Genomic DNA, 22980 nt, shown 5'->3' on the forward strand with positions numbered 1-22980 from the left:
GCGCTACCCACCGAAACGCCGTTGCTCCACAGCGTACATGTGGTGCTTTCTGGGCGCATGGCGGCGCGGGCTGGGTCTGCAGCGCGTGTCGCAGGGCATTCGCCACCTTCGAGCGGGATCGCTCAGTAGGCTCGGTGGGTGAACGTGATTCAGGAGATCGAAACGCGGCTGCCGGAACAGGCCGTTGTCGGTTTTCGCCGACTCATCGGGCAGGCTCGGGTGAAAGATCCGATCCTGCTGCAGGAGCGGGCCATGGCCCGCATGGTGGCCCCGGCGCAGTGGATCCTGACCCGGGTCGGGGCCGACGGCATCCGTTTGACCAAGGCGGGAAACCTGCCGCCTTCGGTCGTCCTTGAAGCATCGGCCGAGCTCGACTGGGGTTGGCCGATCAGCGTGAACCGCGAGGCGCACCTGCGTCCGTTGCAGGAACTGCGCGGCCACCTGCGCGACGTCGGGCTGCTGCGGGTCAGCAAGGGGACGCTCGTGCTCACCAAGAAGGGTCGCTCCCTCTCCGGCACCCCCCGTGAACTCTGGTGGTACCTCGCCAGCACCATTCACCACAGCCGCACACCGGCCGTGGGTGACGCCACCCGTCTGTTGCTGTTGTTCGTTGCGACCCGCGGCCTAGCGCGACGCGAGGACTACCTCACAACCCTGTCGCGCTCGCTCGGTTCGCTCGGCTGGGTACAGTTCGACGGCCAGGAACCGACGACGCAGTCGGTCTGGCACCTCGTCGACACGAAATGGCGCCTACTCGACCGACTCGGAGTGTTCGAGCAGACCGAGGCGTGGCACGGCGACCGCGGCACGGTCACCGTCGGCGGCGCCGCTTTCGCGCGCGCTGCGTTGCAGGCCGACGCGCCCGCCGAGTAGGAGCAAGCCCGCGGCATCCGCTGCCCCTGCGCGGGTGGTTGGATGGATGCATGGACGCAACACTCGACTACATCGCCGATTTTTCCGCCTTTCTGCAAGCGTCACCGTCGTCGTACCACGCCGCTGCAGAAGTGGCCCGGCGGCTGCACTCGGCCGGCTTCATCCGGCTGGATGAGCCGGAGAAGTGGACGATCGACGAGGCCGCTGGATACTACGTCGTTCGTGATGGCGCTGTCATCGCCTGGTCGCAGCCGGCCGGGGCCGGGCCGACGACACCGTTTCGCATTCTCGGCGCCCACACCGACTCCCCGGGTTTCAAGCTCAAGCCCAAACCCACGATCAGCTCACACGGCTGGTTGCAGGCCGGAGTCGAGGTCTACGGCGGGCCGCTGCAGAATTCGTGGCTTGATCGCGAGCTTGAACTCGCCGGTCGGCTGGTCACCCGGCAGGGCACCGAGCACCTCGTGCGTACCGGACCGTTTTTGCGCATTCCACAACTCGCCGTGCACCTCGACCGCGACGTGAACAATGGCCTGACCCTCGACCGGCAACGCCACCTCACGCCCGTCTTCGGAGTCGGCGGGGAATCCGAGGCAGACCTGGTAGCCCACCTGGCGGGCCTGGCCGGGCTTCGGGCAGCGGATGTCGCCGGTTACGACATTCTCACCGCCGACACCAACCCGCCGGCTGCTTTCGGCCTCGGCGACAAACTGTTCGCCGCCGGCCGTCTCGACAATCTCTCGTCGGTCTATGCGGGCCTGCACGCGCTCATCGCGACCAGCCACCTGACAATGGGGGGCTCGATCAATGTGCTCGCCGCCTTCGACCATGAAGAGCTCGGTTCGCAGTCCCGCTCCGGCGCCAGCGGGCCGTTTCTGGATGACATTCTCACCCGCATCGGTCACGGCCTCGGCGCGACCGGGTCGGAGCGGCTGCAGGCCTACGCACAATCGTGGTGCCTCTCCGCTGATGCAGGCCATGCCGTGCACCCGAACTACCCCGAGCGCCACGATCCGGCCAACCAGCCCATTCTCGGCGGCGGCCCGTTACTGAAAATCAATGCGAACCAGCGCTATGCGACAGATGCCCATGGCGCGGCCCTCTGGGCGCGCACCTGTGCCCGGGCGAACGTGGAGTATCAGGAGTTCGTCTCGAACAACACCGTTCCCTGCGGTTCGACCATCGGGCCGCTGACGGCGACCCGGTTGGGCATCCGGGTCGTGGATGTCGGCGTGCCGCTTCTGTCGATGCACTCGGCCCGGGAAATGTGCCACGTCAACGATCCGCAGTCGCTCGCAGCAGCGACCGCAGCTTTCTTCGCACCCGAGGTCTGATCTGTGCAGGGCCCCGTCTTGGGCGACCATCACCGTCGCCGTCACGCTGTACCTGAGCGCAGCGTTGGCCATCACGGTGATTCTGCTGCTGGGAGTGCGGCGTCGCGCCCAGCGACGGCAGGACGCGCTGTCGATTGAGTGACCGGTGGAGTTACGGCGCGCTGGGGCGCTCCAGCTGTTTCGTTGCGGCGATGCGTGCGAGCCGCGTCCGGGCGGCATCCTCTGAGGTTGACGAGGGACCAAGCAGAGCGCCCACGACACCGAGGACCAATCGGGTACCCCAGATCGTGGGCAGGAAAGATCGTTTCAGGCCGAGCATGTCGCGATACTCGCGGGGGATCGACGCGACGGCGCCAGCGAACATGATGCGGTAGAACGGCAGCATCCCGCGGCTGAGCGGTGGGTAACGGATGAACCGTACCGCTTCGGCCACACGGGCGTCGCTCTTGAGCGTTCCGGCGCTGCGAAAGGCTTCGAGTTGCGCGGCAAGCTCGGCCGCCGAATGCGGGGCATTCCGCACGCCGACGAGTTCGCCGGCAGTCGCCCATTCGTCGACGTAACGATCGGCGCCCCCGGGAATAGCTGTGCCCCACAGCAGGTGGGATTGCAGAAAAGCGTCGGTGAAGACGACGTGTACCCACGACAGAAGCTCGGGGTCGGCGGCGGCATAGGGCCGTTCCTCGCCTCGAGCATCGAGATAGGTGCCGATCACCCGGTCGTGAAAGTGCGCGACCCGTCCCGATTCCCGCTCAGCGACAACGGTATCGGCGAAGGTGACCGTGATGAGCCATTGGATGGTGCCGGAGAGGCGGCCGAGCGGGTCTTCGTGGTACCGCGACCAGTCGTGCACGCCGGCCATGGCGCCCGGATGCAGGGTTTGCATGAGGAGAGCGCGAATGCCGGCGACCATGGTTGCCATGCCACCATGCACGGTCCAGGCAGCACTTCCCGGGCCGAAGAAGCCAGCGTTGTCTCCCGTGGCAATCTGGCCGACCCATTTCGGTCGCCCCTCGCTGTTCCCCGAGAGGGTCACTAAGAGATGCGAGCGCCAGCTATCCGTGAATCTGCCCATATCCGGATGGTAGCCCTGCCTCGCTGGACGACCGCCGTAAGCGGCTGCCAGGTTAGCGGGTCGTCGTCGCAGATGACGCGCGGAGACGCTAGCTGACCAGGTCTACGGGGTGCGCCGTTCGCGACGGTTGAACGGATGATGAATTGCGTTTCGGCTGCGCGGAAAGCCGGTCCTCCGAAGCTGGTACGCCGGTTCGGAACTGACGCACACCAGTTTATTCGGCTGCTCGGCGCGGCATCTGCGGACACCCGAAGTAGGCTGATCAGGTGAACAATCGATACCCAGCACGATGAACGCGTCTACTCAGGCAACTGACCTGGCACCCGGATCGAACAGAAAAGTCATCGTGTTGGCCGTCGCCGGCGCCCTCGGCGGATTTCTGTTCGGGTTCGACTCCTCGGTTATCAACGGGGCCGTCAACGCGGTGCAGCAGGAATTCGGACTGAACGCTACCCTTACCGGTTTCGCGGTGGCTTGCGCGCTGCTCGGCGCCGCGGCCGGTGCGTTCTTCGGCGGTCGCTTCGCCGACCGCTACGGACGCATCCCCATGATGGTGGTCGGCGGCGTGGTCTTTCTGGTCAGCTCGATCGGCTCAGGTTTCGCGTTCGGCGTGGTCGACCTGATCATCTGGCGAATCATCGGCGGGCTCGGTATCGGCCTCGCGTCCGTTGTCGCACCGGCTTATATCGCCGAAATTTCACCGCGGCATATGCGCGGACGACTCGGCTCCCTGCAACAGCTTGCGATCACGCTGGGCATCTTCACCGCGCTGCTTTCCGACGCCGTGTTCGCCGAGAGTGCTGGCGGAGCAGCTGGTGAGTTCTGGTTCGGGCTGGAAGCCTGGCGCTGGATGTTCCTCGTCGGCGCCGTGCCGGCCGTCGTGTACGGCGGCATCGCGTTCATCCTTCCAGAATCCCCGCGTTTCCTGATTCTCAAAGACAAAGAAGCGGATGCCCGCGCAGTGTTCACCCGGCTCTGGCCGAGCGGGGACGTCGACCGGGAGATTCGCGACATGCGTCAATCGATCGAGGTCGATGCGCGGTCACAGAAGGCGGGGTCTCTGCGTGGCAGTGCCTTCGGTCTCAAACCGATTGTCTGGGTCGGCATCATCTTGTCGGTGTTCCAGCAGTTCGTCGGCATCAACGTGATCTTCTACTATTCGACCACCCTCTGGAGCGCGGTCGGCTTCGAGGAATCCAATTCGCTGACCATCTCGGTGATCACCTCGGTCACCAACATTCTGGTCACCCTGGTGGCGATCGCCCTGGTCGACCGGATCGGCCGACGACCGATCCTGTTGGCCGGCTCCATCGGCATGACGGTGTCGCTGGCGACAATGGCGGCGGCGTTCAGCCAGTCGGTCACGGTCGACGGCGCGCTCAGCCTGCCGGGTGCCTGGGCGCCGATCGCGCTCGTTGCCGCAAACCTGTTCGTGATCTCATTCGGAGCTTCATGGGGCCCGGTTGTATGGGTGCTCCTCGGCGAGATGTTCCCCAACTCGATTCGTGCCAAGGCCCTCGGGCTGGCCGCAGCCGCCCAATGGATCGCGAACTTCTTGATCACGGTCAGCTTTCCGCCGATGGCGGATGCCTCCCTGCCGATCACCTATGCCCTGTATGCCCTGTTCGCCGGACTATCATTCTGGTTCGTGCTGCGCAAGGTGCCCGAAACCAATGGAATGTCGCTGGAGGAGGCTGACACGCTGCTCCCGCCGAAGAACTCTGCACGGAAGGCCGCTTCCGTCAAGTAGGCATCTAAGCAGTATTTGGCGATACCCACAAGCCCCCGAACGGGTTGTCGCGATTCGGCCGGTTTGTGGATAACTTCACAGGACAAGATTGTGGAGTGTGGCCATGCCCGAACGTGGATACGCCGTTATAAGTTTGAAAACCACCGGACTGTTCCCGTATCAACGGGATCGGGTCGTCGAGGTCGCTGTGGTGCACCTCGACGTGGGCGGTCGCATTGCTGCGCGTTGGCAAACCGTTGTGAACCCGGGGAGCAACGCCGGGGACGTGGCGAACCACGGCGTCAGCACCGCCGAACTCCTGCGCGCGCCGACGTTCGAGCAGATTGCACCGCGCCTGGTCGACCTGCTCCGGGGCCGGGTATTGGTGACGCACAATGCCCAGTTCGTCACCGGATTTCTCATGCGCGAGTTCGAGCTGATGGGTTATGCCCCCGGCCGCGGACTCGAGGCCGTCTGCACCATGCACCTGGCCCGCACCTATTTGCCCGGCGCTGGTCGGCTGCTGGTCGATTGTTGCGCCGCCTATGACATTGAAATCGAGCCAGGACCGGGGGCCCTGGTGCAGGCCGTGGCCTGCGCGAGTCTTCTCGCCGCCTACGTGCAGGGTTCGCCCCTCGTCACGCCGTGGATCAACGCTCTTGACCGTGCCGAGCGATCCGCCTGGCCGAGAATCACCGCTGCCACCGACGCAGAGTGGGTGCAGCGCGACCCGTCAACGCCGGGCGACGAAGCACCGGCACCGAGCTTCCTGGCCCGCGCGGCTGTAAAACTCCCCGACTACACCGGTCCCGAAGAACATCTCGACTACCTCGCCCTGCTCGATTTGTGCCTGCTCGATCATGTTCTCTCGCCGCAGGAAACACGTGAACTTCGGGTTTTGGCGGAATTCAGCGGTGTAACGGTCGCCGAGGGCATCGCACTGCATCGCCGCTATTTTGAGGACCTCGTGCAGGTTGCCTGGTTGAACGGCGCTCTCAGCGTCGCAGATTCTGCCGACCTGATCGCGGTCGCCCGCATGCTCGATGTCGCTCCGAAAATCGTTGCCGCCGCACTGGCAGCACCCGCCTCGGTGGTGCAGCTGCCACTCGCCTCGATCGACACTGTGCTGCTGGAACAGGGCGACATCGTCGTGCTCACCGGTGATATGGCCCGGGCCCGTTCCGACTGGGGCCGAGAACTGGTTGCTCGGGGTCTGTCCCTGGGCACGGCGGTCACCCTGCGCACGCGCCTGCTCGTTGCCGCCAACCCCGCGTCGATCACCGGCAAAACCGGGAAGGCCCGCGACTACGGCATTCCGATCGTCTCCGAATTCGGCCTGCGGTCTCTCATCGGAGTGCGCTGACCGGGCCGGGGCCGCAGTGTTGAGACGTCGACACGGGTGGGCGAGCGGACCAGTGGGCAGCGTCGGCTAGATGATCAGGCCGCGCAGGTAATCCTCGACGGTCTCGCCGCGCTGTTGTGACCGCGAAATGAGACGCCGATGCTCCTCGGCGCTGAGCGTGAGCGTCACCCGGTGCAACTCATCGCCGCTGCGCATGCTGTTGGGGCTGTTCGGATCGATGAGATCGCGGCGATCCTCGCGGCGATCCTCGCCGATATCGTCGCCGATATCGTCGCCAATATCGTCGAACGAGAACAGTTCGTCGTGCGCGTAGGCGACCGCTCGTTCCGTGCTTCGGCCAGTGCTCAGGGGCGAAGCAATCGGCGAACCCGCGGTACGCAGCCCGCCGGATACCGCAGCGCTCGCCCGTCCAACCGGTTGATCTTCTGATTTCAGCCCGGCAAAACCGGGTCCGGCCGGGGCCGGCCGGCCGCGCTGAAACGCCTCGGCCGCGCCGCGCGCGCGCACGTCGGCGGCCTCGTTGAGCGGATGCCCCACGTGTCCCTTCACCCACTCGAATCGGTACCGACGCCCGGCGATAACCTCGTCGATCTCTTGGAGCAGGTCGAGGTTCATTACCGGTTTGCCGTCACCCTTACGCCAGCCCTTGGCCTTCCAACCCTTCATCCACTTGGTGACGGAGTTGATCACGTATTGGCTGTCGCACAGCACGAGCAGGTCGTCGTCGATGTGCGCGGTGGCGCGAAACAGCTCGAGCACGGCCTTCAATTCGCCTTGATTGTTGGTGGCGTGCTTCCACCCACCGGCGGCCCAGCAGGAGTCGTCGACGTACCAGGCCCAGCCGGCTGGTCCGGGGTTCCCGAGGGCAGAACCGTCGGCGGCAGCGGTGATTGTCATGTGGGGCCTTTCAAACAGCGGATGCGCGGGCGCGGGTCTACCAGTCTGCCACCCCCGCCATCCGGTACCTGTATTGCTGGGGCCAGAGCGCCGATTGTGTCCGTCGTGTAACAGCGCCCCAACACCCCATCGAACGGCGTGTGATCATCTGGTGATCGAAAGGTAACCGGTGCCAGCGTTGCCGGAAACACGCGCTGGCTAACGTCAAAGCAGGGGAGTCGCCCCGGCTGCCTGCAGATTTTTGCACCGCCATTTCATTCCAATCCCGAGGGGGACTTCGATGACATCCAGCACAGTGGGATCAGCGCTCGGCCACACCGCATCCACGATCGACGACGCGGTGCTGGTGCACCGTCCTGGTCGGTGGATCGACAAGTGGAACCCCGAGAACACGAAGCAGTGGGAACAGGGCGGCAAGCTCATCGCCGCTCGCAACCTCAAGTGGTCGATCTTGGCCGAGTTCCTGGGCTTCGCCATCTGGCAGCTCTGGAGCATCGTCGTCGTGTCGTTGCCGGCGGTCGGCTTCACCTACTCGACCGCCGAGGTGTTCTGGCTCATCTCGATGCCGAGCCTCGTCGGCGCCACCCTGCGGTTTCCCTACACGTTCATGGTGCCCAAATTTGGTGGCCGCAACTGGACCATCGTTTCGGCCGGCCTGCTGCTGATCCCCTCCATCGCCCTGGGCTTCTGCGTCGGCAACCCGGATACCCCGTTCGGTGTCATGCTGTTCGTCGCAGCCCTCGCCGGTTTCGGCGGCGGAAACTTCGCCAGCTCGATGTCAAACATCACCTACTTCTACCCGCAGAGCCAGAAGGGCTACGCGCTCGGTTTGAATGCTGCGGGCGGCAACCTCGGCGCCGCGATGGCCCAGCTCATCGTGCCGATCGTGATCACCCTCGGCGCCGTCGGCACGCTCAACATCAGCCTCGCCGGCTGGTTCTGGATTCCATTCATCCTCCTCGCCATGTGGGGCGCCTGGAAGTACATGGACAACATCACCAACGCCAAAGCCGACTTCGCCGGTTCCATCGCCGCGGTGAAAGAACCACATTTCTGGATTCTGGCCGTGCTCTACATCGGTACCTTCGGCTCCTTCATCGGCTTCGCGAGCGTGGTCCCCAAGCTCATCGCCGACCAGTTCCCGGCCTACTCCACCTTTCAGGTCGCTTCAGCGTCGCTCTCCCTCGCGTTCATCGGTGCCCTCGTCGGATCGCTGGCCCGGCCGGCCGGCGGACGCCTGGCCGATCGCTTTGGCGGGGCATTCGTCACCGTTGCAGCCTTCGGCGTGATGGGCGCCGGCGCCCTCGTGGTCGCGGCCATGCTGCCGCTCGGTAACTTCTGGGCTTTCCTTGGCAGCTTTCTGCTCATCTTCGTTGCCACCGGAATTGGCAACGGCTCGACCTACCGCATGATCCCGAGCGTGTTCTCGGCGCGCAGCGGGGTGAAAGACGCCCACGAGAACTCGGGTGATGTCACTACCCAGCGCACGAGCGCCGCGGCCCTCGGCCTCATCTCCGCCGTCGGCGCCTACGGCGGGTTCATCATTCCGCAGGTGCTCGGCTTCTCCAAGACCACCACCGGCGACTACTCACGCGCGATCTACGCCTTCGCCATCGCCTACGTCGTCATGATGTGCGTCACCGCTTTCGTCTACCTGCGCCGCGGTTCGTCCGTCGCCGGCCAGAAGATCTAGGCGCCCGTTGCCCACCGCCACGCACTGCCCGTACTGTGCCCTGCAGTGCGCCATGAACCTCAGTCCCGGTGAAACGACGCCGGGTGAAGCGGATGTCGCCGCATCCGCTTCGCCGGCCGCTTCGGCCGCCTCCTTGACGGTGGCCGGCCGGGCGTTCCCGACCAACCGCGGCGGCCTGTGCAAGAAGGGCTGGACCGCCGCCGAACTGCTCGTCTCGCCAGACCGCATCCTCGAACCAATGGTGCGGCAGGCTGATGGCACCTTCGAACCGGCCTCCTGGAGCGACGCGCTCGACCTCGTTGCCGCGAAACTGCGCGTCACCCGGGCTGAGTACGGGGCCGACGCGGTCGGCGTGTTCGGCGGCGGCGGCCTCACCAACGAGAAGGCCTACCAGCTCGGTAAGTTCACCCGGGTGGCGCTTGGCTCCAGCCGCATCGATTACAACGGCCGGTTCTGCATGTCCAGTGCCGCCGCGGCCGGCAACCGGGCCTTCGGACTGGACCGAGGCCTGCCGTTTCGGGTTGACGAGCTCGACACGGCCGACACCATTCTGATTCTCGGCTCCAACGTGGCGCAGACCATGCCGCCGTTCATCGGTCACCTCGAGGGTGCTCGCGCCGCCGGGGGCCTCGTGGTCATCGACCCGCGCCGCACAGCGACAGCGCGGCTCACCGACGATGGCGCGGGAATGCACGTGCAGCCCACCCCGGGCAGCGACCTCGTGCTGCTACTCGGCCTGACCCACATCGTCATCGCCGAGAAACTTGCCGACCGGAGCTACCTCGCCAATCGCACCACGGGGTTTGACGCGGTGCGCCGCAGCGTGAGCCGCTGGTGGCCGACCAGAGTGCAGGAACAGACCGGCGTTCCGGTTTGGCAGCTGCGGGAGCTGGCCCGCCGTCTCGCGGCCGGTGCGGCACGGGGGGCCGCGACCGGCAGCGGAACGTATATCCTCACCGGGCGCGGTGTTGAGCAGCACGCCGACGGCACCGACACGGCCACTGCCGCCATCAACCTGAGCCTCGTGCTCGGCCTCGTCGGAACCACGCACAGCGGCTACGGCACCCTCACCGGCCAGGGCAACGGTCAGGGCGGTCGCGAGCACGGGCAGAAGTGCGACCAGCTGCCGGGCTACCGCAGGATCAACGATCCCGCCGCTCGCACGCACGTCGCCGGGGTGTGGGGAGTCGATCCCGACAGCCTGCCCGGCGTTGGCCTGCCCGCGGTCGAGCTTCTCGGCGCGCTGGGGGAGCCGGGCGGGATCCGCTGTCTTCTCGTGCACGGCTCCAACATCGTCGTCTCCGCGCCTAACGCCGAACGGGTGCGGGCAGCCCTGAAAACCCTCGACTTTCTGGTGGTCGCCGACTTCTTCTTCTCCGACACCGCGGTGCTCGCCGACGTCGTGCTGCCGGTCACGCAGTGGGCCGAGGAAGAGGGCACGATGACCTCGCTCGAGGGCCGCGTCATCCGTCGCCGGCTCGCCGTCGATGCGCCGGAGGGCGTACGCAGCGAACTGTGGATCTGGCAGGAGCTCGCGCGACGCCTCGACTCGGCCGGAACCTTCAGCTCCCAGGCGAGCGAGGTGTTCGACGAACTCTGCCGGGCGTCGAAGGGCGGACTCGCCGACTACTCCGGCCTCAGCTATGCCCTGCTCGATACCGAGGAACCGGCGTTCTGGCCCTACCCGGTCGGGTCGACTGGTACGCCGCGACTGTTTCTGGACCGCTTCGCCCACCCCGACGGCCTGGCTCGCCTCGTAGTTGTCGAGGCGCGCCGCCTCGGCGCGCCGGCCCAGGTCGGTGGCACCCTGACGCTCATCACCGGCCGGCTGCTCGAGCATTACCAGAGTGGCACCCAGACCCGGCGGGTGCGGGAGCTTTCCGACGCCCAGCCGGAGGCCCGACTGCAGCTCCACCCGGCCACCGCCGAGCATCTCGGAATCAGTGACGAGGCCTGGGTCGAGGTCAGCAACGACCGCGGTACGGTGCGCTGCCGCGCACAGGTGAGCACCGACATGCGCTTTGATACGGTCTTTCTGCCGTTTCACTTTAGTGGCGACCAGCGCGCCAACCTGCTGACCGACGACGAGACCGATCCGGTGAGCGGCATGCCCGAGTTCAAGAAGACAACCGTTCGGGTGCGTGCACTCGTGAAAGCAGGCGCTAATGTCTGAACGAAGCACCTCACAAACGCCCAACCCTGAGCGCATCGTGCTCGTCGGTTACGGTCCGGTCGGGGCCCGCTTCGTCGAAGAACTCCTGCCGCTCGTGCGCCGGGGCGCTGCCACGTTGACCGTGGTCGGAGCCGAAAACACCGACGCCTACAACCGAGTGCTGATCGCCGAACACGCGGTCGGCAACGCCGACCGTGACAGCCTCGAGATCACCGACACCTTCGCCGCCCGCGAGGCCGGTGTCCACCTGCACCTCGGCGTGAGCGTCACCGCGATTTTGCGCAGCCGCTCTGCTGTATCGCTCAGCGACGGCACCTTGCTGACCTATGACCGGCTCGTGCTCGCCACCGGCGCCCGCGCCAACATTCCCACCCTGGATGGGATCATCCGGGTGCATCGTGACCGGCAGATGCCGGCAGCGGATGCCGCTGCCCTCGATACCGGCGGCGCCACACTTCCACGCGGGGTTACCGTGCTGCGTGACCTCGATGATGCCCAGCGGGTACTCGCGGCCGTGACCGCAGGCAAGCGCATCGTCGTGCTCGGCGCTGGCGTGCTCGGCATGGAGATCGCGCTCGCCGCGGCTTCGGCCGGGGCGCAAGCCTGCGTTGTCTACCACGGGGAAATTCCCATGAACCGTAACCTCGACCGCGGTGGCGGCAGCGTACTGGCGCAGAGCGCCCGACGGGCGGGCGTGACCATGGTCAACCATTCCCGCGCTGAGAGCCTGCTCTTTCACCAGGATGACGACGGCGTAGACCGGTTCGACGCTCTTATCTGCGCTGACGGCAAGCAGATCCACGGCGACCTGCTGCTGCTTTCGTGCGGAGTCGGCGCTCGAACCGAGCTGGCACAGCTGGCCGGGCTGCCGGTTTCGACCGGAATCCTGGTCGATTCGAACCTGCAGAGCTGGGGCGATCCGCGCGTCTACGCGATCGGCGACTGCGCCCACGTTGCACCTGCCCGCCGTGCCGGTGAGTCGACAACGCTGCCGACCGGCGGCCCGAGCGGTCTGATCGGGCCGGGCTGGCGCCAGGCCGACTGGCTCGCCCGGCGGTTCAGCAACGAGGTGCTGGGCACGGGGGAGGTCCACGCCCTGATCGGTGCGGCGTCGGCCGTGGTGATGCTCAAAGCCGAGGGCATTGAGGTTGTGTCGGTCGGCAACACCGCAGCCGACCCGTGGGATCGTGGGGTCGATGGTCATGCCGCCGCGTGTGACGCAGCGTCGTTGTACGTGTCGCAGTGGGCTGATCCCGAGCACGGCCGCTATGTGAAGATGGTCACCCGTGAGGGGATTCTCGAGGGCTTCATCTGCGTCGGTATGCCGCGCACCGCCGCCGAACTGACACTACTGTTCGAGCGCGGCAGCGAACTACCGGCTGACCGCTCAGTGCTGCTGCGCTACGACGGGCCGGACTACGAGCCCTCGGTCGGCGGCGCCTTCAACCCGGGCGCGACGGTGTGCTGGTGCAACGGCGTCACCGTGGGTGCCATTGCCGAATCAGCCGAGGTCGGCAACACGAGTGTCGCCTGTATCGGAGCAGCGACCCGAGCCGGCACCGGATGCGGCGGGTGCAAAATGCGTATCGGCGAGGTTCTCGAACGCTTCGCAACGTCCCGGGCGACGTCCTGACAGCGTGGATTCTGTGTGCAGGAGTGCGGAAATACCCGATACGGGAAGAATAAATGAGGTTTACCCGGTTTTATCTCCGCTGAGACCGTTACACTGCTGGTCGACCGACTCACTAGAGGGAGAATTCGCATGCTCAGCAACCTGACCGGATGGCATTTCCTAATAATTCTCGTCGTGATCCTGCTGTTGTTCGGAGCACCGAAACTGCCGGGGCTCGCCCGCAGTCTCGGTCAGTCCATGAAGATTTTCAAGAGTGAGATCACCCCGGAACGCACCGACGACGGCACGCCCGATAGTTCGGCCGACAGTGCTCGCGCCGACAGTGCTCGCGCCGATGGTACTCGCGCCGACAGTGCTCGCGCCGATGGTACTCGCGCCGACCCGAGCAGCACGCCGAACTCGAAAGCCTAGGCAATCGTGGTGGTGGAGGGCGTGCGCACCGCGCCCGCCAAGAAAAAGATGTCGCTTGGGCAGCACCTGCTCGAGCTGCGCAAGCGACTCTTTCTCGCCGCTGCGGGCATCCTCGTCGGTGCTATCGCCGGCTGGTTTCTTTCGGGCTTCGTCTGGGATGGTCTGCGGGAGCCGATCTACGCGATTGTGCGCGCCCAGAACCGCAACGCCCAGATCAATTACCCGGATATCACGAGTGCCTTCGACCTCAAACTGCGCATCTCTTTCTACGTCGGACTGATCGTATCGAGCCCGATGTGGCTGTATCAGGTCTTTGCTTTTCTGATGCCCGGCCTGACGCGCAAAGAGAAGCAATACACTTTCGGGTTCTTTTTTTCCGCCGTGCCGCTATTTCTGATCGGGTGCGCGTCGGGCTGGTATGTGCTGCCGCACGTGGTTGAACTCATGACGAGTTTCGCGCCGCAACAGGACGCCGCACTGATCAATGCAGGAAACTACTTTGACTTTGTGCTCAAACTGATGATCGCAATCGGGATCGCATTCGTGCTGCCGGTATTTATTGTGCTGCTGAACTTTGCCGGGGTGATCAGCGCCAGCTCTATTATCAAATCCTGGCGTCTGGCCATTCTGGTGATCATCCTGTTCACGGCCATTGCGACACCGGCAGCCGATGTCGTGTCCATGTTCCTGCTCGCCGTGCCGATGGTGGTGCTGTACTTCACCGCCTACGGAATTGCACTGCTTCACGACCGCCGGGTCGCCCGCCGAGTGCCGCGAATCGGCGCAGACGGCCTGCTGCTCTAATCTCTGATCGCTCCGACTCGGTGATTTCACCGGGACTGCGCGCTCGATGGCGCGCCTGAAAAGCTCCGAAAACCTCACATGCACAAAAGTGCAAATGATTCTTATCGTTTGCTTACGACTTTTGTCCACCCTTACATGGAAGTGATTTGCGAGGGTACGTTACCGGTGTTACTGAGGCACACCCGGAACGTTCACTTACCGTCAGGAGAACTGGAATGTTTGATCAGGGGTTTATCACTAATGCCATCAATCGCAGCGCGGAGAATTCGTCGGATCGCCGAAACTTTCTGCGAGCGGCGGGTGTGGCCGGCTTCGGTGTAGGAGCAGCGGTGCTCGCTACCGGCAGCCCGGCACTGGCTGCCGAATCCACCGGCCCGGCAGAGGCGCCGAGCGATGCGGCCATTTTGAATTTCGCCCTCAACCTCGAATACCTCGAGGCCGAGTTCTACCTGCGGGCAACAACCGGCCAAGGGCTGCCCGACAGCATGACGACGGGAACCGGAACGCGCGGCGGTGTGACCGGCGGTCGTATGGTGCACTTCAAGACCGCAATCATCAAGAAGTACGCCGATGAAATCGCCGCCGACGAGAAGGCCCACGTGGCCTTCCTGCGGTCCGCCCTGGGCAGCGCAAAGGTGTCTCGCCCCAAGATCAACCTCGACGCGAGCTTCACGGCTGCTGCCCAGGCGGCCGGTCTGGTCAAGCCCGGTCAGAAGTTCGACGTGTACGCCAATGAAGCGAACTTTCTCTTCGGGGCGTTCATCTTCGAGGATGTCGGAGTCACCGCGTACAAGGGCGCCGCGCCGCTGATCACAAACAAGACATTCCTCGAAGCGGCCGCCGGGCTGCTCGCGGTCGAGGCCTATCACGCCGGCGTCATCCGCAGCACGCTGTACGCACTCGGTATCGCGCTTCCCTCGGTGTACACGACCGCGCAGAAGATCTCCGATCTGCGCGACGCCGTCGACGGCCCGACCGACCTTGACCAGGGTATTGGTAACGCGTCGAAGGCCAACCTGGTACCGACCGACGCCAACGGCCTGGTCTACAGCCGCAGCGCAGCGCAGGTGCTCAACATCACGTACCTCAATGCGGCGCCCGTGAAGTCGGGCGGGTTCTTCCCGGCCGGTGTGAACGGTGTCATCAACACCAGCGGGGCCAACGGCTAGGCAACACCGTTCCCTGGCGCGGGAGTATCGTCACTGACCGAGAGGTACGACTCTCGCTCAGTGGCGGTACTCCCGCACACGTTTGACGGGGAGGTTCTGGCCACGCCCAAACCTCCCCGCCGTGGCGAGGCCCCCGTGCATCGAGGCCTCGGCTGGTTCTGCACGGGAGCGGGCACCGCCTCTGCCCGGCGGGATCGGCGGGGCTGCGTGAGCGCTCCGCATCCGCTCAACGGTGTTCTATCGACGCGATCATCACTGGTTTGGCGGCCGGGCACACGTTCTCGCCTGCGCCCAGCACGTCACGCCGAGACGGACACCGAGATTTCATGCAGTCCGGTGGCGCCGTCCGGGGCGACGTCGGCGGTGGCCGACGTCTGCACGAGGCCCGCGGCATCCGTTGCCCGCACCGTGATGGTGTGGTCGCCCGCGCCCGCGTTGTCCCAGGTGTAGGCCCACTGACGCCAGGTATCGACCGAGATCGCGTCCGCGAGGGTGGCGTCCTGCCAGGGCCCGTCGTCGATCTGCACGGCGACCGCGCTGATCCCCACCTGCTGCGACCAGGCCACACCGGCAATGACGACCGACCCGGCGGGTACCGAGGTCCCCTGGCGGGGCACGTCGATGCGGGAGGAGAGCTTGACCGGTCCTTGTGCTGACCAACCGCGCGGCGTCCAATAGCCCTGCTCCTGGTCGAACCGGGTGAGTTTGAGTTCGACGACCCATTTCGTCGCCGACACATAGCCGTACAAGCCGGGCACGACCATGCGCACCGGATACCCATGTTCGAGGGGGAGCGGTTCGCCGTTCATGCCGACGGCGAGAATGGCGTTGCGGCCGTCGGTAAGCGCCTCGATCGGGGTGCCGGCGGTGAAGCCGTCCTGGCTGGTCGAGAGCACCATATCGGCACCATCCGTGGGCTTGGCCCGAGCCAGCAGCGCGCGAATCGGGTAGCCGAGCCAGGTAGCGGTGCCGATCAGGTCGCCGCCGACGTAGTTCGACACGCAGGCCAACGTGGTCGTGCTCTCTTCAAGCGGCAGGGCGAGCAACTCGGCGAAATCGATCTCGACCTCGTTCTCGACCATGCCGGTGACCTTCAGCCGCCAAGTGGTCGGGTCGATGCGCGGCACGCTCAAGGCGGTGTCGATGCGGTAGAAGTCGGCGTTCGGGGTGATCAGCGGGGTGATCCCTGCTACGTCGAGGCTCGCCCCGGCCGGAATGGCGGCGGCGCGAACGGATGGCGTGGGCAGCGTGAAGAGCGCGCGCGCGGCATCCGCTGCCCGGGTGGCTGCGGCACTGAACTGTGCGCCGGCCAGGGCCAGCAGGCCGATGCCTGCGGTGATTGCGGTGTAGACGAGGAAGCGGCGACGGCCTGGGCCGCTGCCGTCGAGGCGTGCCGGCACCAGGTCCGGCGCCGATGCCGTGGCGGCGTGCCCGGTGCGGTGATCGACGGGCAGTCTGGTCGTGAGAAAGGTCAGCGCGATGGCTGCGACGCCCATGGCCACGACGGCTGGGACCGCGTCGAGGGTAGAGGCGCTCGAACGGGAGAGCGCCGCGAACAGGGCGATCGCGCCGATGAGCACCACCAGCAGGCGGCCGAATGGCGGGCGCCGACTCTCGAGAATGCCGGCCAGAGCCGCGACCAAGAGGAGCACGAGCACGATGGTCACGATCAGCACGATCTTGTCGGCCGTGCCGAACAAGCCGATGACGAGGTCCTTGACGACGGCCGGAACGATGTCGATGACAAGGATACCGACCGTCAGCACCGGGCTCGCGCCGGGGGCGATCCAGGCCGCGGTCAACTCGGCGACACCGAGACCGGCAAGGGCGGCGGCCAGACCGGCGGCCGCCGGGCGCCAAAGTGCCTGAGCACGGTGTGGCGGAGCAACCGCAGTGTCAGGAGTGACGTAGACCATGTCACCAGCCTAGAACGGGCGACTGTGAGTGCCACCCGGCCAGGGGCCTCGGCGGGTTTCGTCAGACATCCGCAATATTCTTGCGGTTCGGCTGGGTGGCCAATTCGACAAATTGCACCGGCCATCCAAATGGGCACCAGACTGGCCATTGACTGCGCATAACTCCTGCAATTTGGGGGCGAGGCTCCGGACCTGCCCGACTTTTCGCGCCGAGTGTTCAGGCGGCTCGCGAATTGCAGGAGTTATGCGCGATGGCCGAGCCGGCGTGCGGCGAACTGTGACAGTGGAAAAGACGAGAAGCGGCGGAGTCGAAGACACGGTGCGAAGTAGTGCAGTCTTGAGGGACTATGTCTCTGCTTGCGCGCCTCGAAAACGAAACCGACCCCGACGTTCTCTTCGAGGCGTTTGAAACCTGGGCGACCGAACAGGGCCTCACCCTGTACCCGGCGCAGGAGGAAGCGGTCATCGAGATCGTCTCGGGGGCCAACCTCATCCTGAGCACACCGACGGGAACCGGCAAATCGCTCGTGGCCGTCGGAGCTCATTTCGCGGCACTCTCCGCCGGTAAACGCAGCTTCTACACCGCGCCGATCAAGGCTCTCGTGAGTGAGAAGTTCTTCTCCCTGGTCGAAACTTTCGGGGCTGAGAACGTCGGCATGATGACCGGGGACTCGAGCGTCAACGCCGACGCCCCAATCATCTGCTGCACCGCCGAGATTCTCGCCAATCTCGCGCTGAGGAACGGCGAAGACACCGAGGTCGACCTCGTCGTTATGGATGAATTCCATTTCTACGGGGACCCGGAGCGCGGCTGGGCTTGGCAGGTTCCCCTGCTGCTGTTGCCACGGGTACAGTTCATCCTCATGTCGGCCACACTCGGCGACGTGAAATTCATCAGCGATGACCTGACCCGGCGAACCGGGCGGCCCACCGCGGTCGTCACCGGAGTGGAGCGCCCGGTTCCGCTCAGCTATTACTACGAGCAGACCCCGGTGCACGAAACGGTTGAAGAGCTGCTGCACACCGACAAAGCGCCGGTCTACATCGTGCACTTCTCTCAGGCGGCTGCACTGGAACGTGCTCAAGCTCTCGCGAGCGCAAAGGTGGCCTCCCGGGAGCAGCGTGACGTCATTGCCGAGCTAATCGGCGAGTTTCGGTTCACCACCAGTTTCGGCAAGACCCTGTCCCGGCTGATCCGCATGGGAATCGGTGTGCACCATGCCGGCATGCTGCCGAAATACCGCCGCCTGGTGGAGCAGCTCGCGCAGCGCGGCTACCTGCGCGTGATCTGCGGCACAGACACCCTCGGCGTCGGCATCAATGTGCCCATTCGCACCGTGCTGTTCACCGCCCTCACCAAATATGATGGTGTGAAAATGCGCCAGGTGAACGTGCGCGAGTTTCACCAGATCGCGGGCCGGGCTGGGCGGGCCGGCTATGACACCGCAGGAACGGTGGTCATTCAGGCGCCCGAGCACGAGAGTGACAATCTCAAGGCCATCGAGAAAGCCGGCGATGACCCGAAGAAGAAGCGCAAAATCGTGCGCAAGAAGGCGCCGGACGGTTTTGTGTCCTGGGGCGAACCGAGCTTCCGCCGGCTGGTCGACGCTGAACCCGAAACCCTCTCGTCGAGCATGCAGATGACCGCCGCGATGCTCATCAATGTGATCGGCCGCGGCGGCGATGCCTTCGCCCATGTGCATTCCCTCGTCTTTGACAACCACGAGCCCTGGAAGCGTCAACTGGTTTTGGCCCGGCGCGCCCTGGGTATCTACAAGACCCTGCGCGAAGCCGGAATCGTGGAGCAGGGCGCGAGCGGCAGCATCCGTTTGACCGTCGACCTGCAGGCGAACTTTGCGCTCAACCAGCCGCTGTCGCCGTTTGCGCTGGCCGCGTTCGAACTGCTCGACCCGGAAGCGCCCACCTACTCGCTCGACATGATTTCGATTCTGGAGTCAACCCTCGACGACCCGCGGCCGGTGCTCATGGGGCAGCAATTCGCCGCCCGCGGCGAGGCCGTGAACGCGATGAAGCGTGAGGGCATCGAATACGACGAGCGGATGGCGCTGCTCGAGGAGATCACGCACCCCAAGCCGCTCGAAGAATTGCTGAATTACACCTTCGACACCTATAAGGCTTCCCAGCCGTGGATCGCCGACTTTGAACTCAAGCCCAAGTCCGTCGTGCGCGATATGTATGAGAGGGCCATGTCATTTGGCGAGTTCATCGCGTTCTACAAGCTCGCCCGCAGCGAGGGCGTCGTGTTGCGCTACCTGTCGGACGCGTATCGGGCCGCCCGGCAGACCATTCCCGACGAGGCAAAGAACGAAGACCTGCTCGACCTGATCGAATGGCTCGGTGAGCTCGTTCGTCAGGTGGACTCGAGCCTGCTCGACGAGTGGGAAGAACTGCTGCACCCCGATCTTGCTGCGCACGAGGCAGAAGCGCACACGATTCTGCCTCCGCCGCCGCGTCGACTCACCACCAACGTGCGAGCTTTTCGTATCCTGGTGCGCAACGAACTGTTCCGCCGGGTGCAGCTCGCCGCCTTGGAACACTACGACGAGCTCGGCGAGCTCGACCGGGAGCACGGCTACTCGGATGATGTCTGGGCTGAAGCGATGGATGGCTACTTCGCGGAGCATGACGAGATACTCACCGGCGGTAACGCCCGCAGTTCTGACCTGCTCATCATCGAGGAGGGGGCCGAGGAATGGACCGTGCGCCAGATCATCGACGACCCGGCCGGTGACCATGACTGGGGGATCAGCGCGCGCGTGAACCTCGCCGACTCCGATGAACTCGGCGCGGCTGTCGTGCGCGTGACCGGTGTCAACCGGTTGTAGCGCTTACCGCCCCCAGAGATCGCGGCGCTACACGCCGGGCGCGCGGAGCGGAGCGGATGCATCTGCGGCCCACTCATTGAGGGAACCGTCGTAGATGGAGACGTGCTCGTTGCCGGCACGGATGAGAGCGAGGGCGCTCGCGGCTGCGGCGATTCCGCCACCGCAGTAAGTCACCAGGTGGCCCGACGCCGCAGATGCCGACGCCGCCACGGATGGGGCGACCGCTGCCTGGAGCTGGTCGCCGCGCAGGAACGTATTCGTGGCGGGGTCGACGAGCCTGCCGGCCGGTAGGTTGACGCTGCCGGGTATGTGTCCGACACGCGGGCGTGACCCGGCCGTGCCGGCGAATTCCGCCGGCGGAACGGCGCAGACCAGGGCGGCATCCGCTTTGCCGGCGACGATCGACTCGACGAAGCTCTTGTCGACCCACAGCTCGGGACGCGGGGTGGCCGTGAAGCCGCTGACGACCCGTGGTCGCGTTCCGCCGGTGGCGAACGGGCGGGTCTCGGCGTGCCACTTGGTGAGACCGCCGTCGAGCACGGCGACATCGTCGTAGCCGAAGGCGCGAAACAGCCACCAGATGCGGGCAGCCCACTGTCCCACCACGGCATCGTAAACGACGACGGTCGTGGTGTTGTCGATTCCGACGGATGCCGCGGCCGCCTCAAACAGAGCGGCGCTCGGCCGGGAGAAATCGAATTCGCCCGCTGGGTCCGAGAAGACATCGAACAGGTCAGCGAACACCGCTCCGGGAATGTGCCCCTTGGTGAGGTAGTCGTCACGCCCGCTGAGGTAGCGCGGCCCGGAATCTGAAGGTGCGAGCGCGAGCACGGTGGCGTCGAGAATGACGAGGTGGTCAGAACCGAGATGATCGGCCAGCCATTGCGTGGAGACGACGGGCGACGAGGAAACGGGAGAATTCATGACACAAGGCTAGCGCCGGCCGCCGACACGGGGCAGAACCGGTGCCCGGGCGAGTCATCCGGCGACATCCGGCGTCATCGGGCGACATAGCGGCTACCGGGTGGTGGTCCAGTCCAGGTTGATGATCTGCTTGATATAGATGTTCTCGCCGAGCCCGGGAACCGAGGGGTTCATGGTGAGCATGAGTTGAACCGGAACGTTGAATCGTTGGGCGATGTCGAAGAACGCGTCGCCCTCGACGACCGTATAGGTGAGCAGGGCCCCCGCGCCGTCAGCGGTCGTTGTGCCGCGGGCACCCGGTGTGCTGCCCTGGTCGGCGGCGGGTCCCTGCGGCAGGGGCACGGGCTCCGCGTTGGGAACGAGGTCGGGAACCGTCGGGTTGGGAATAAGTGCCGGCTCTTCGGTGGGAACCGGCGTTGGTGTCGGCGTCGGCGTGGGGCTTGGGGTGGGCTTGGGGGGCACGGTCGGGGTGATCGTCACAGTCACGGCCGGAGCAGGTTCACCGGCACAGCCAGCCACCGCCACGAGTAGGACAGCGGTAACGATGATGCCCCACGGGCGACGTACGAGTGAGCTGCGAATGGTTCAACCCTGCTTTCTAAGACACGCTGTGACCGCGTCTATGCGCGCACTCAGTCAGCTTAGGCTGAACGCGTGGTGGCTCGACCGAGTCGGTTACCCCCGTTCGGGGTGTTGCGCTCAACATTCGATGACGTTGACCGCGAGCCCGCCCTCGCTGGTTTCCTTATACTTCGTCATCATGTCGAGTCCGGTCTGCCGCATTGTCTCGATTACGGTGTCGAGTGAAACCAGGTGTGTTCCGTCGCCGTGCAGCGCCAGCCGTGCCGCCGACACCGCCGTCGACGAGGCGATCGCGTTGCGCTCGATGCAGGGAACCTGCACGAGCCCGCCGACCGGGTCGCAGGTGAGCCCGAGGTGATGTTCCATGGCGATCTCTGCCGCATTCTCGACCTGACGCGGCGTTCCGCCGAGCACGGCGCAGAGTGCGCCAGAAGCCATTGCGCACGCGGCTCCGACCTCAGCCTGGCAACCGCCCTCCGCCCCTGAGATCGAGGCGTTGGCCTTCACCAGGGAGCCGATGGCGACGGCTGTGAGCAGGTACTGACGAATACCGGCAGCATCCGCCCCCGGAACGAAACGCAGGTAGTAATGGCCGACGGCGGGAATGATGCCGGCCGCCCCGTTCGTCGGCGCGGTGACGACTCTCCCGCCTGCCGCGTTCTCCTCATTGACGGCGAGCGCGAAGGCGTGCAGCCATTCTGTTGACGTGTCATGGTCGCACAGGGCCAACCCGTCATATTCTTCCAAGCGGATACGTACCGCGGATGCCCGGCGTTTGACGTTGAGGCCGCCCGGCAGCACGCCGGTGGTGCTGAGTCCGGCCTCCACGCAGGTATGCATGGCCTTCCAGATGGCGTCGAGTCCCTCGTCGAGCACTGCGGCGCCGTGAATCGCTTCCTCGTTACAGCGGGCGACCTCGCAGATCGACAAGTTATGGGCTTCGCACAGGGCGAGCAGCTGTGCGCTGGAATCGTAGGGGAGCGGCTGGGTGACGCGGGTCTGGGCGCTCGAGCGTTCGGTGCCCCGGCGGATGAACCCGCCACCGATCGAATAGAAGGTTTCCTCGAGGAGAGGAAGGGAATCTGCCCTGCTGTCGGTCGCATAGGCGGACAGCGTGAGCGCGTTCGGGTGCCCAGGTAGGCGTGTGCGAGGCTCAAAGTGCACGTCGTCGGAATGGATAGGAATGCTGCGCCCACCGAGCAGGGTCAGGTTGGCACCGTCTTGGATACCAGACCAGGCGGCGCGCACCTGATTGGGGTCGCAGGTTTCCGGGCGCAGGCCGGTCAATCCGGCGAGCACGGCATCGGGCGTACCGTGGCCGAGACCGGTTGACCCCAGAGACCCAAACAGTGAGCAGCGGATGCGCCCCACCGCATTGAGGCGCCCGGTCGCCACGAGGTCTTCGGCGAATAGGCGCGCAGCACGCATCGGGCCCACCGTGTGGGAACTGGAAGGGCCGATTCCAATGGAAAACAGGTCCAGGGCTGAGACGTACGCTGTCACGGTCTTCATCGTACGGTACCCGGACGTGGTGGGCAGGGAACGAGACCGGGATTCACCA

At 65.3% G+C, this 22980-nt stretch carries 17 protein-coding genes; 11 read left to right on the forward strand and 6 right to left on the reverse strand.

All coding sequences use genetic code 11. The annotated features are described in order from the left end of the window. Positions 1–138 precede the first annotated feature (138 nt). Both CXY83_RS07080 and CXY83_RS07085 read left to right on the forward strand, forming a co-directional pair. The gene (locus CXY83_RS07080) at positions 139–873 is read left to right on the forward strand and encodes a hypothetical protein (protein ID WP_104196674.1); all 735 of its coding nucleotides are present in this window, start codon (positions 139–141) and stop codon (positions 871–873) included. 50 nt (positions 874–923) lie between these two features. Then, positions 924–2207 carry a M18 family aminopeptidase gene (locus CXY83_RS07085; protein ID WP_104196675.1) on the forward strand — a complete coding sequence of 428 codons (1284 nt, stop codon included), beginning with the start codon at positions 924–926 and terminating at the stop codon, positions 2205–2207. Positions 2208–2358: 151 nt separating this feature from the next. On the opposite strand, the gene CXY83_RS07090 is transcribed toward CXY83_RS07085, so the two are convergent. Next, the gene (locus tag CXY83_RS07090; RefSeq protein ID WP_369831135.1) at positions 2359–3240 is read right to left on the reverse strand and encodes an oxygenase MpaB family protein; all 882 of its coding nucleotides are present in this window, start codon (positions 3238–3240) and stop codon (positions 2359–2361) included. A 328-nt stretch (positions 3241–3568) separates the two neighbouring features. On the opposite strand from CXY83_RS07090, the gene CXY83_RS07095 reads away from it, so the two are divergent. Together CXY83_RS07095 and CXY83_RS07100 are read left to right on the forward strand one after the other, a co-directional pair. After that, positions 3569–5029 (forward strand): sugar porter family MFS transporter, encoded by a 1461-nt coding sequence (locus CXY83_RS07095; RefSeq protein ID WP_104196677.1) that lies wholly within the window; start codon positions 3569–3571, stop codon positions 5027–5029. A gap of 103 nt (positions 5030–5132) precedes the next feature. Further along, the gene (locus tag CXY83_RS07100; protein WP_104196678.1) at positions 5133–6371 is read left to right on the forward strand and encodes an exonuclease domain-containing protein; all 1239 of its coding nucleotides are present in this window, start codon (positions 5133–5135) and stop codon (positions 6369–6371) included. A 66-nt stretch (positions 6372–6437) separates the two neighbouring features. On the opposite strand, the gene CXY83_RS07105 is transcribed toward CXY83_RS07100, so the two are convergent. Continuing rightward, positions 6438–7268 (reverse strand): RNase H family protein, encoded by an 831-nt coding sequence (locus CXY83_RS07105; protein WP_104196679.1) that lies wholly within the window; start codon positions 7266–7268, stop codon positions 6438–6440. A gap of 280 nt (positions 7269–7548) precedes the next feature. Between CXY83_RS07105 and CXY83_RS07110 the strand changes: the two genes are divergently transcribed. The 6 genes from CXY83_RS07110 (at position 7549) to CXY83_RS07135 (ending at position 15151) form a co-directional block, all read left to right on the forward strand. Next, positions 7549–8961, forward strand: a complete 1413-nt coding sequence (locus CXY83_RS07110; RefSeq protein ID WP_104196680.1) for an MFS transporter — start codon at positions 7549–7551, stop codon at positions 8959–8961. Between the two features lie 52 nt (positions 8962–9013). Further along, entirely contained in the window at positions 9014–11134 is a 2121-nt protein-coding gene (locus CXY83_RS07115; RefSeq protein WP_104196749.1) for a molybdopterin oxidoreductase family protein, read from the forward strand. After that, complete coding sequence (locus tag CXY83_RS07120; protein ID WP_104196681.1) at positions 11127–12767, forward strand: FAD-dependent oxidoreductase; 1641 nt, start codon at positions 11127–11129, stop codon at positions 12765–12767. Before CXY83_RS07115 ends, CXY83_RS07120 begins: the two co-directional genes overlap by 8 nt. Positions 12768–12896: 129 nt before the next feature. Continuing rightward, complete coding sequence (tatA, locus tag CXY83_RS07125; protein WP_104196682.1) at positions 12897–13178, forward strand: Sec-independent protein translocase subunit TatA; 282 nt, start codon at positions 12897–12899, stop codon at positions 13176–13178. 48 nt (positions 13179–13226) lie between these two features. Continuing rightward, positions 13227–13982, forward strand: coding sequence for a twin-arginine translocase subunit TatC (gene tatC / locus CXY83_RS07130; RefSeq protein WP_104196750.1), 756 nt, complete (start codon positions 13227–13229; stop codon positions 13980–13982). A 215-nt stretch (positions 13983–14197) separates the two neighbouring features. After that, positions 14198–15151 carry a ferritin-like domain-containing protein gene (locus tag CXY83_RS07135; RefSeq protein ID WP_104196683.1) on the forward strand — a complete coding sequence of 318 codons (954 nt, stop codon included), beginning with the start codon at positions 14198–14200 and terminating at the stop codon, positions 15149–15151. 299 nt (positions 15152–15450) lie between these two features. Here the strand turns inward: CXY83_RS07135 and CXY83_RS07140 are convergent, their stop codons facing one another. After that, positions 15451–17067, reverse strand: coding sequence for a molybdopterin-dependent oxidoreductase (locus CXY83_RS07140; protein WP_104196684.1), 1617 nt, complete (start codon positions 17065–17067; stop codon positions 15451–15453). A gap of 347 nt (positions 17068–17414) precedes the next feature. Here CXY83_RS07140 and CXY83_RS07145 point away from each other — a divergent pair, with 347 nt between their 5' ends. Continuing rightward, a complete protein-coding gene (locus CXY83_RS07145; protein WP_104196685.1) occupies positions 17415–19913 on the forward strand; it encodes an RNA helicase in 2499 nt (832 codons plus the stop codon). 27 nt (positions 19914–19940) lie between these two features. Here the strand turns inward: CXY83_RS07145 and CXY83_RS17375 are convergent, their stop codons facing one another. The 3 genes from CXY83_RS17375 to CXY83_RS07160 all read right to left on the reverse strand — a co-directional run bounded on the left by CXY83_RS17375 (position 19941) and on the right by CXY83_RS07160 (position 22922). Continuing rightward, positions 19941–20837: a sulfurtransferase gene (locus CXY83_RS17375; RefSeq protein WP_134571613.1), complete on the reverse strand. Its 897-nt coding sequence runs from the start codon at positions 20835–20837 to the stop codon at positions 19941–19943. A 93-nt stretch (positions 20838–20930) separates the two neighbouring features. Beyond that, positions 20931–21323 carry a LysM domain-containing protein gene (locus CXY83_RS07155; RefSeq protein WP_104196686.1) on the reverse strand — a complete coding sequence of 131 codons (393 nt, stop codon included), beginning with the start codon at positions 21321–21323 and terminating at the stop codon, positions 20931–20933. Positions 21324–21536: 213 nt separating this feature from the next. Further along, the gene (locus CXY83_RS07160; protein ID WP_104196752.1) at positions 21537–22922 is read right to left on the reverse strand and encodes an L-serine ammonia-lyase; all 1386 of its coding nucleotides are present in this window, start codon (positions 22920–22922) and stop codon (positions 21537–21539) included. Positions 22923–22980 lie beyond the last annotated feature (58 nt).

This window comes from Cryobacterium sp. M15, from assembly GCF_002929675.1.
Lineage (GTDB): Bacteria > Actinomycetota > Actinomycetes > Actinomycetales > Microbacteriaceae > Cryobacterium > Cryobacterium lyxosi.

Excerpts from the sequence above, each read along its gene's own strand:
- CXY83_RS07085 (WP_104196675.1), top strand. The coding sequence starts at position 924 with ATGGACGCAACACTCGACTACATCGCCGATTTTTCCGCCTTTCTGCAA.
- CXY83_RS07095 (WP_104196677.1), top strand. The coding sequence starts at position 3,569 with ATGAACGCGTCTACTCAGGCAACTGACCTGGCACCCGGATCGAACAGA.
- CXY83_RS07100 (WP_104196678.1), top strand. The coding sequence starts at position 5,133 with ATGCCCGAACGTGGATACGCCGTTATAAGTTTGAAAACCACCGGACTG.
- CXY83_RS07105 (WP_104196679.1), bottom strand. The coding sequence starts at position 7,268 with ATGACAATCACCGCTGCCGCCGACGGTTCTGCCCTCGGGAACCCCGGA.
- CXY83_RS07110 (WP_104196680.1), top strand. The coding sequence starts at position 7,549 with ATGACATCCAGCACAGTGGGATCAGCGCTCGGCCACACCGCATCCACG.
- CXY83_RS07115 (WP_104196749.1), top strand. The coding sequence starts at position 9,014 with ATGAACCTCAGTCCCGGTGAAACGACGCCGGGTGAAGCGGATGTCGCC.
- CXY83_RS07120 (WP_104196681.1), top strand. The coding sequence starts at position 11,127 with ATGTCTGAACGAAGCACCTCACAAACGCCCAACCCTGAGCGCATCGTG.
- tatA (WP_104196682.1), top strand. The coding sequence starts at position 12,897 with ATGCTCAGCAACCTGACCGGATGGCATTTCCTAATAATTCTCGTCGTG.
- tatC (WP_104196750.1), top strand. The coding sequence starts at position 13,227 with ATGTCGCTTGGGCAGCACCTGCTCGAGCTGCGCAAGCGACTCTTTCTC.
- CXY83_RS07135 (WP_104196683.1), top strand. The coding sequence starts at position 14,198 with ATGTTTGATCAGGGGTTTATCACTAATGCCATCAATCGCAGCGCGGAG.
- CXY83_RS07140 (WP_104196684.1), bottom strand. The coding sequence starts at position 17,067 with ATGGTCTACGTCACTCCTGACACTGCGGTTGCTCCGCCACACCGTGCT.
- CXY83_RS07145 (WP_104196685.1), top strand. The coding sequence starts at position 17,415 with ATGTCTCTGCTTGCGCGCCTCGAAAACGAAACCGACCCCGACGTTCTC.
- CXY83_RS17375 (WP_134571613.1), bottom strand. The coding sequence starts at position 20,837 with ATGAATTCTCCCGTTTCCTCGTCGCCCGTCGTCTCCACGCAATGGCTG.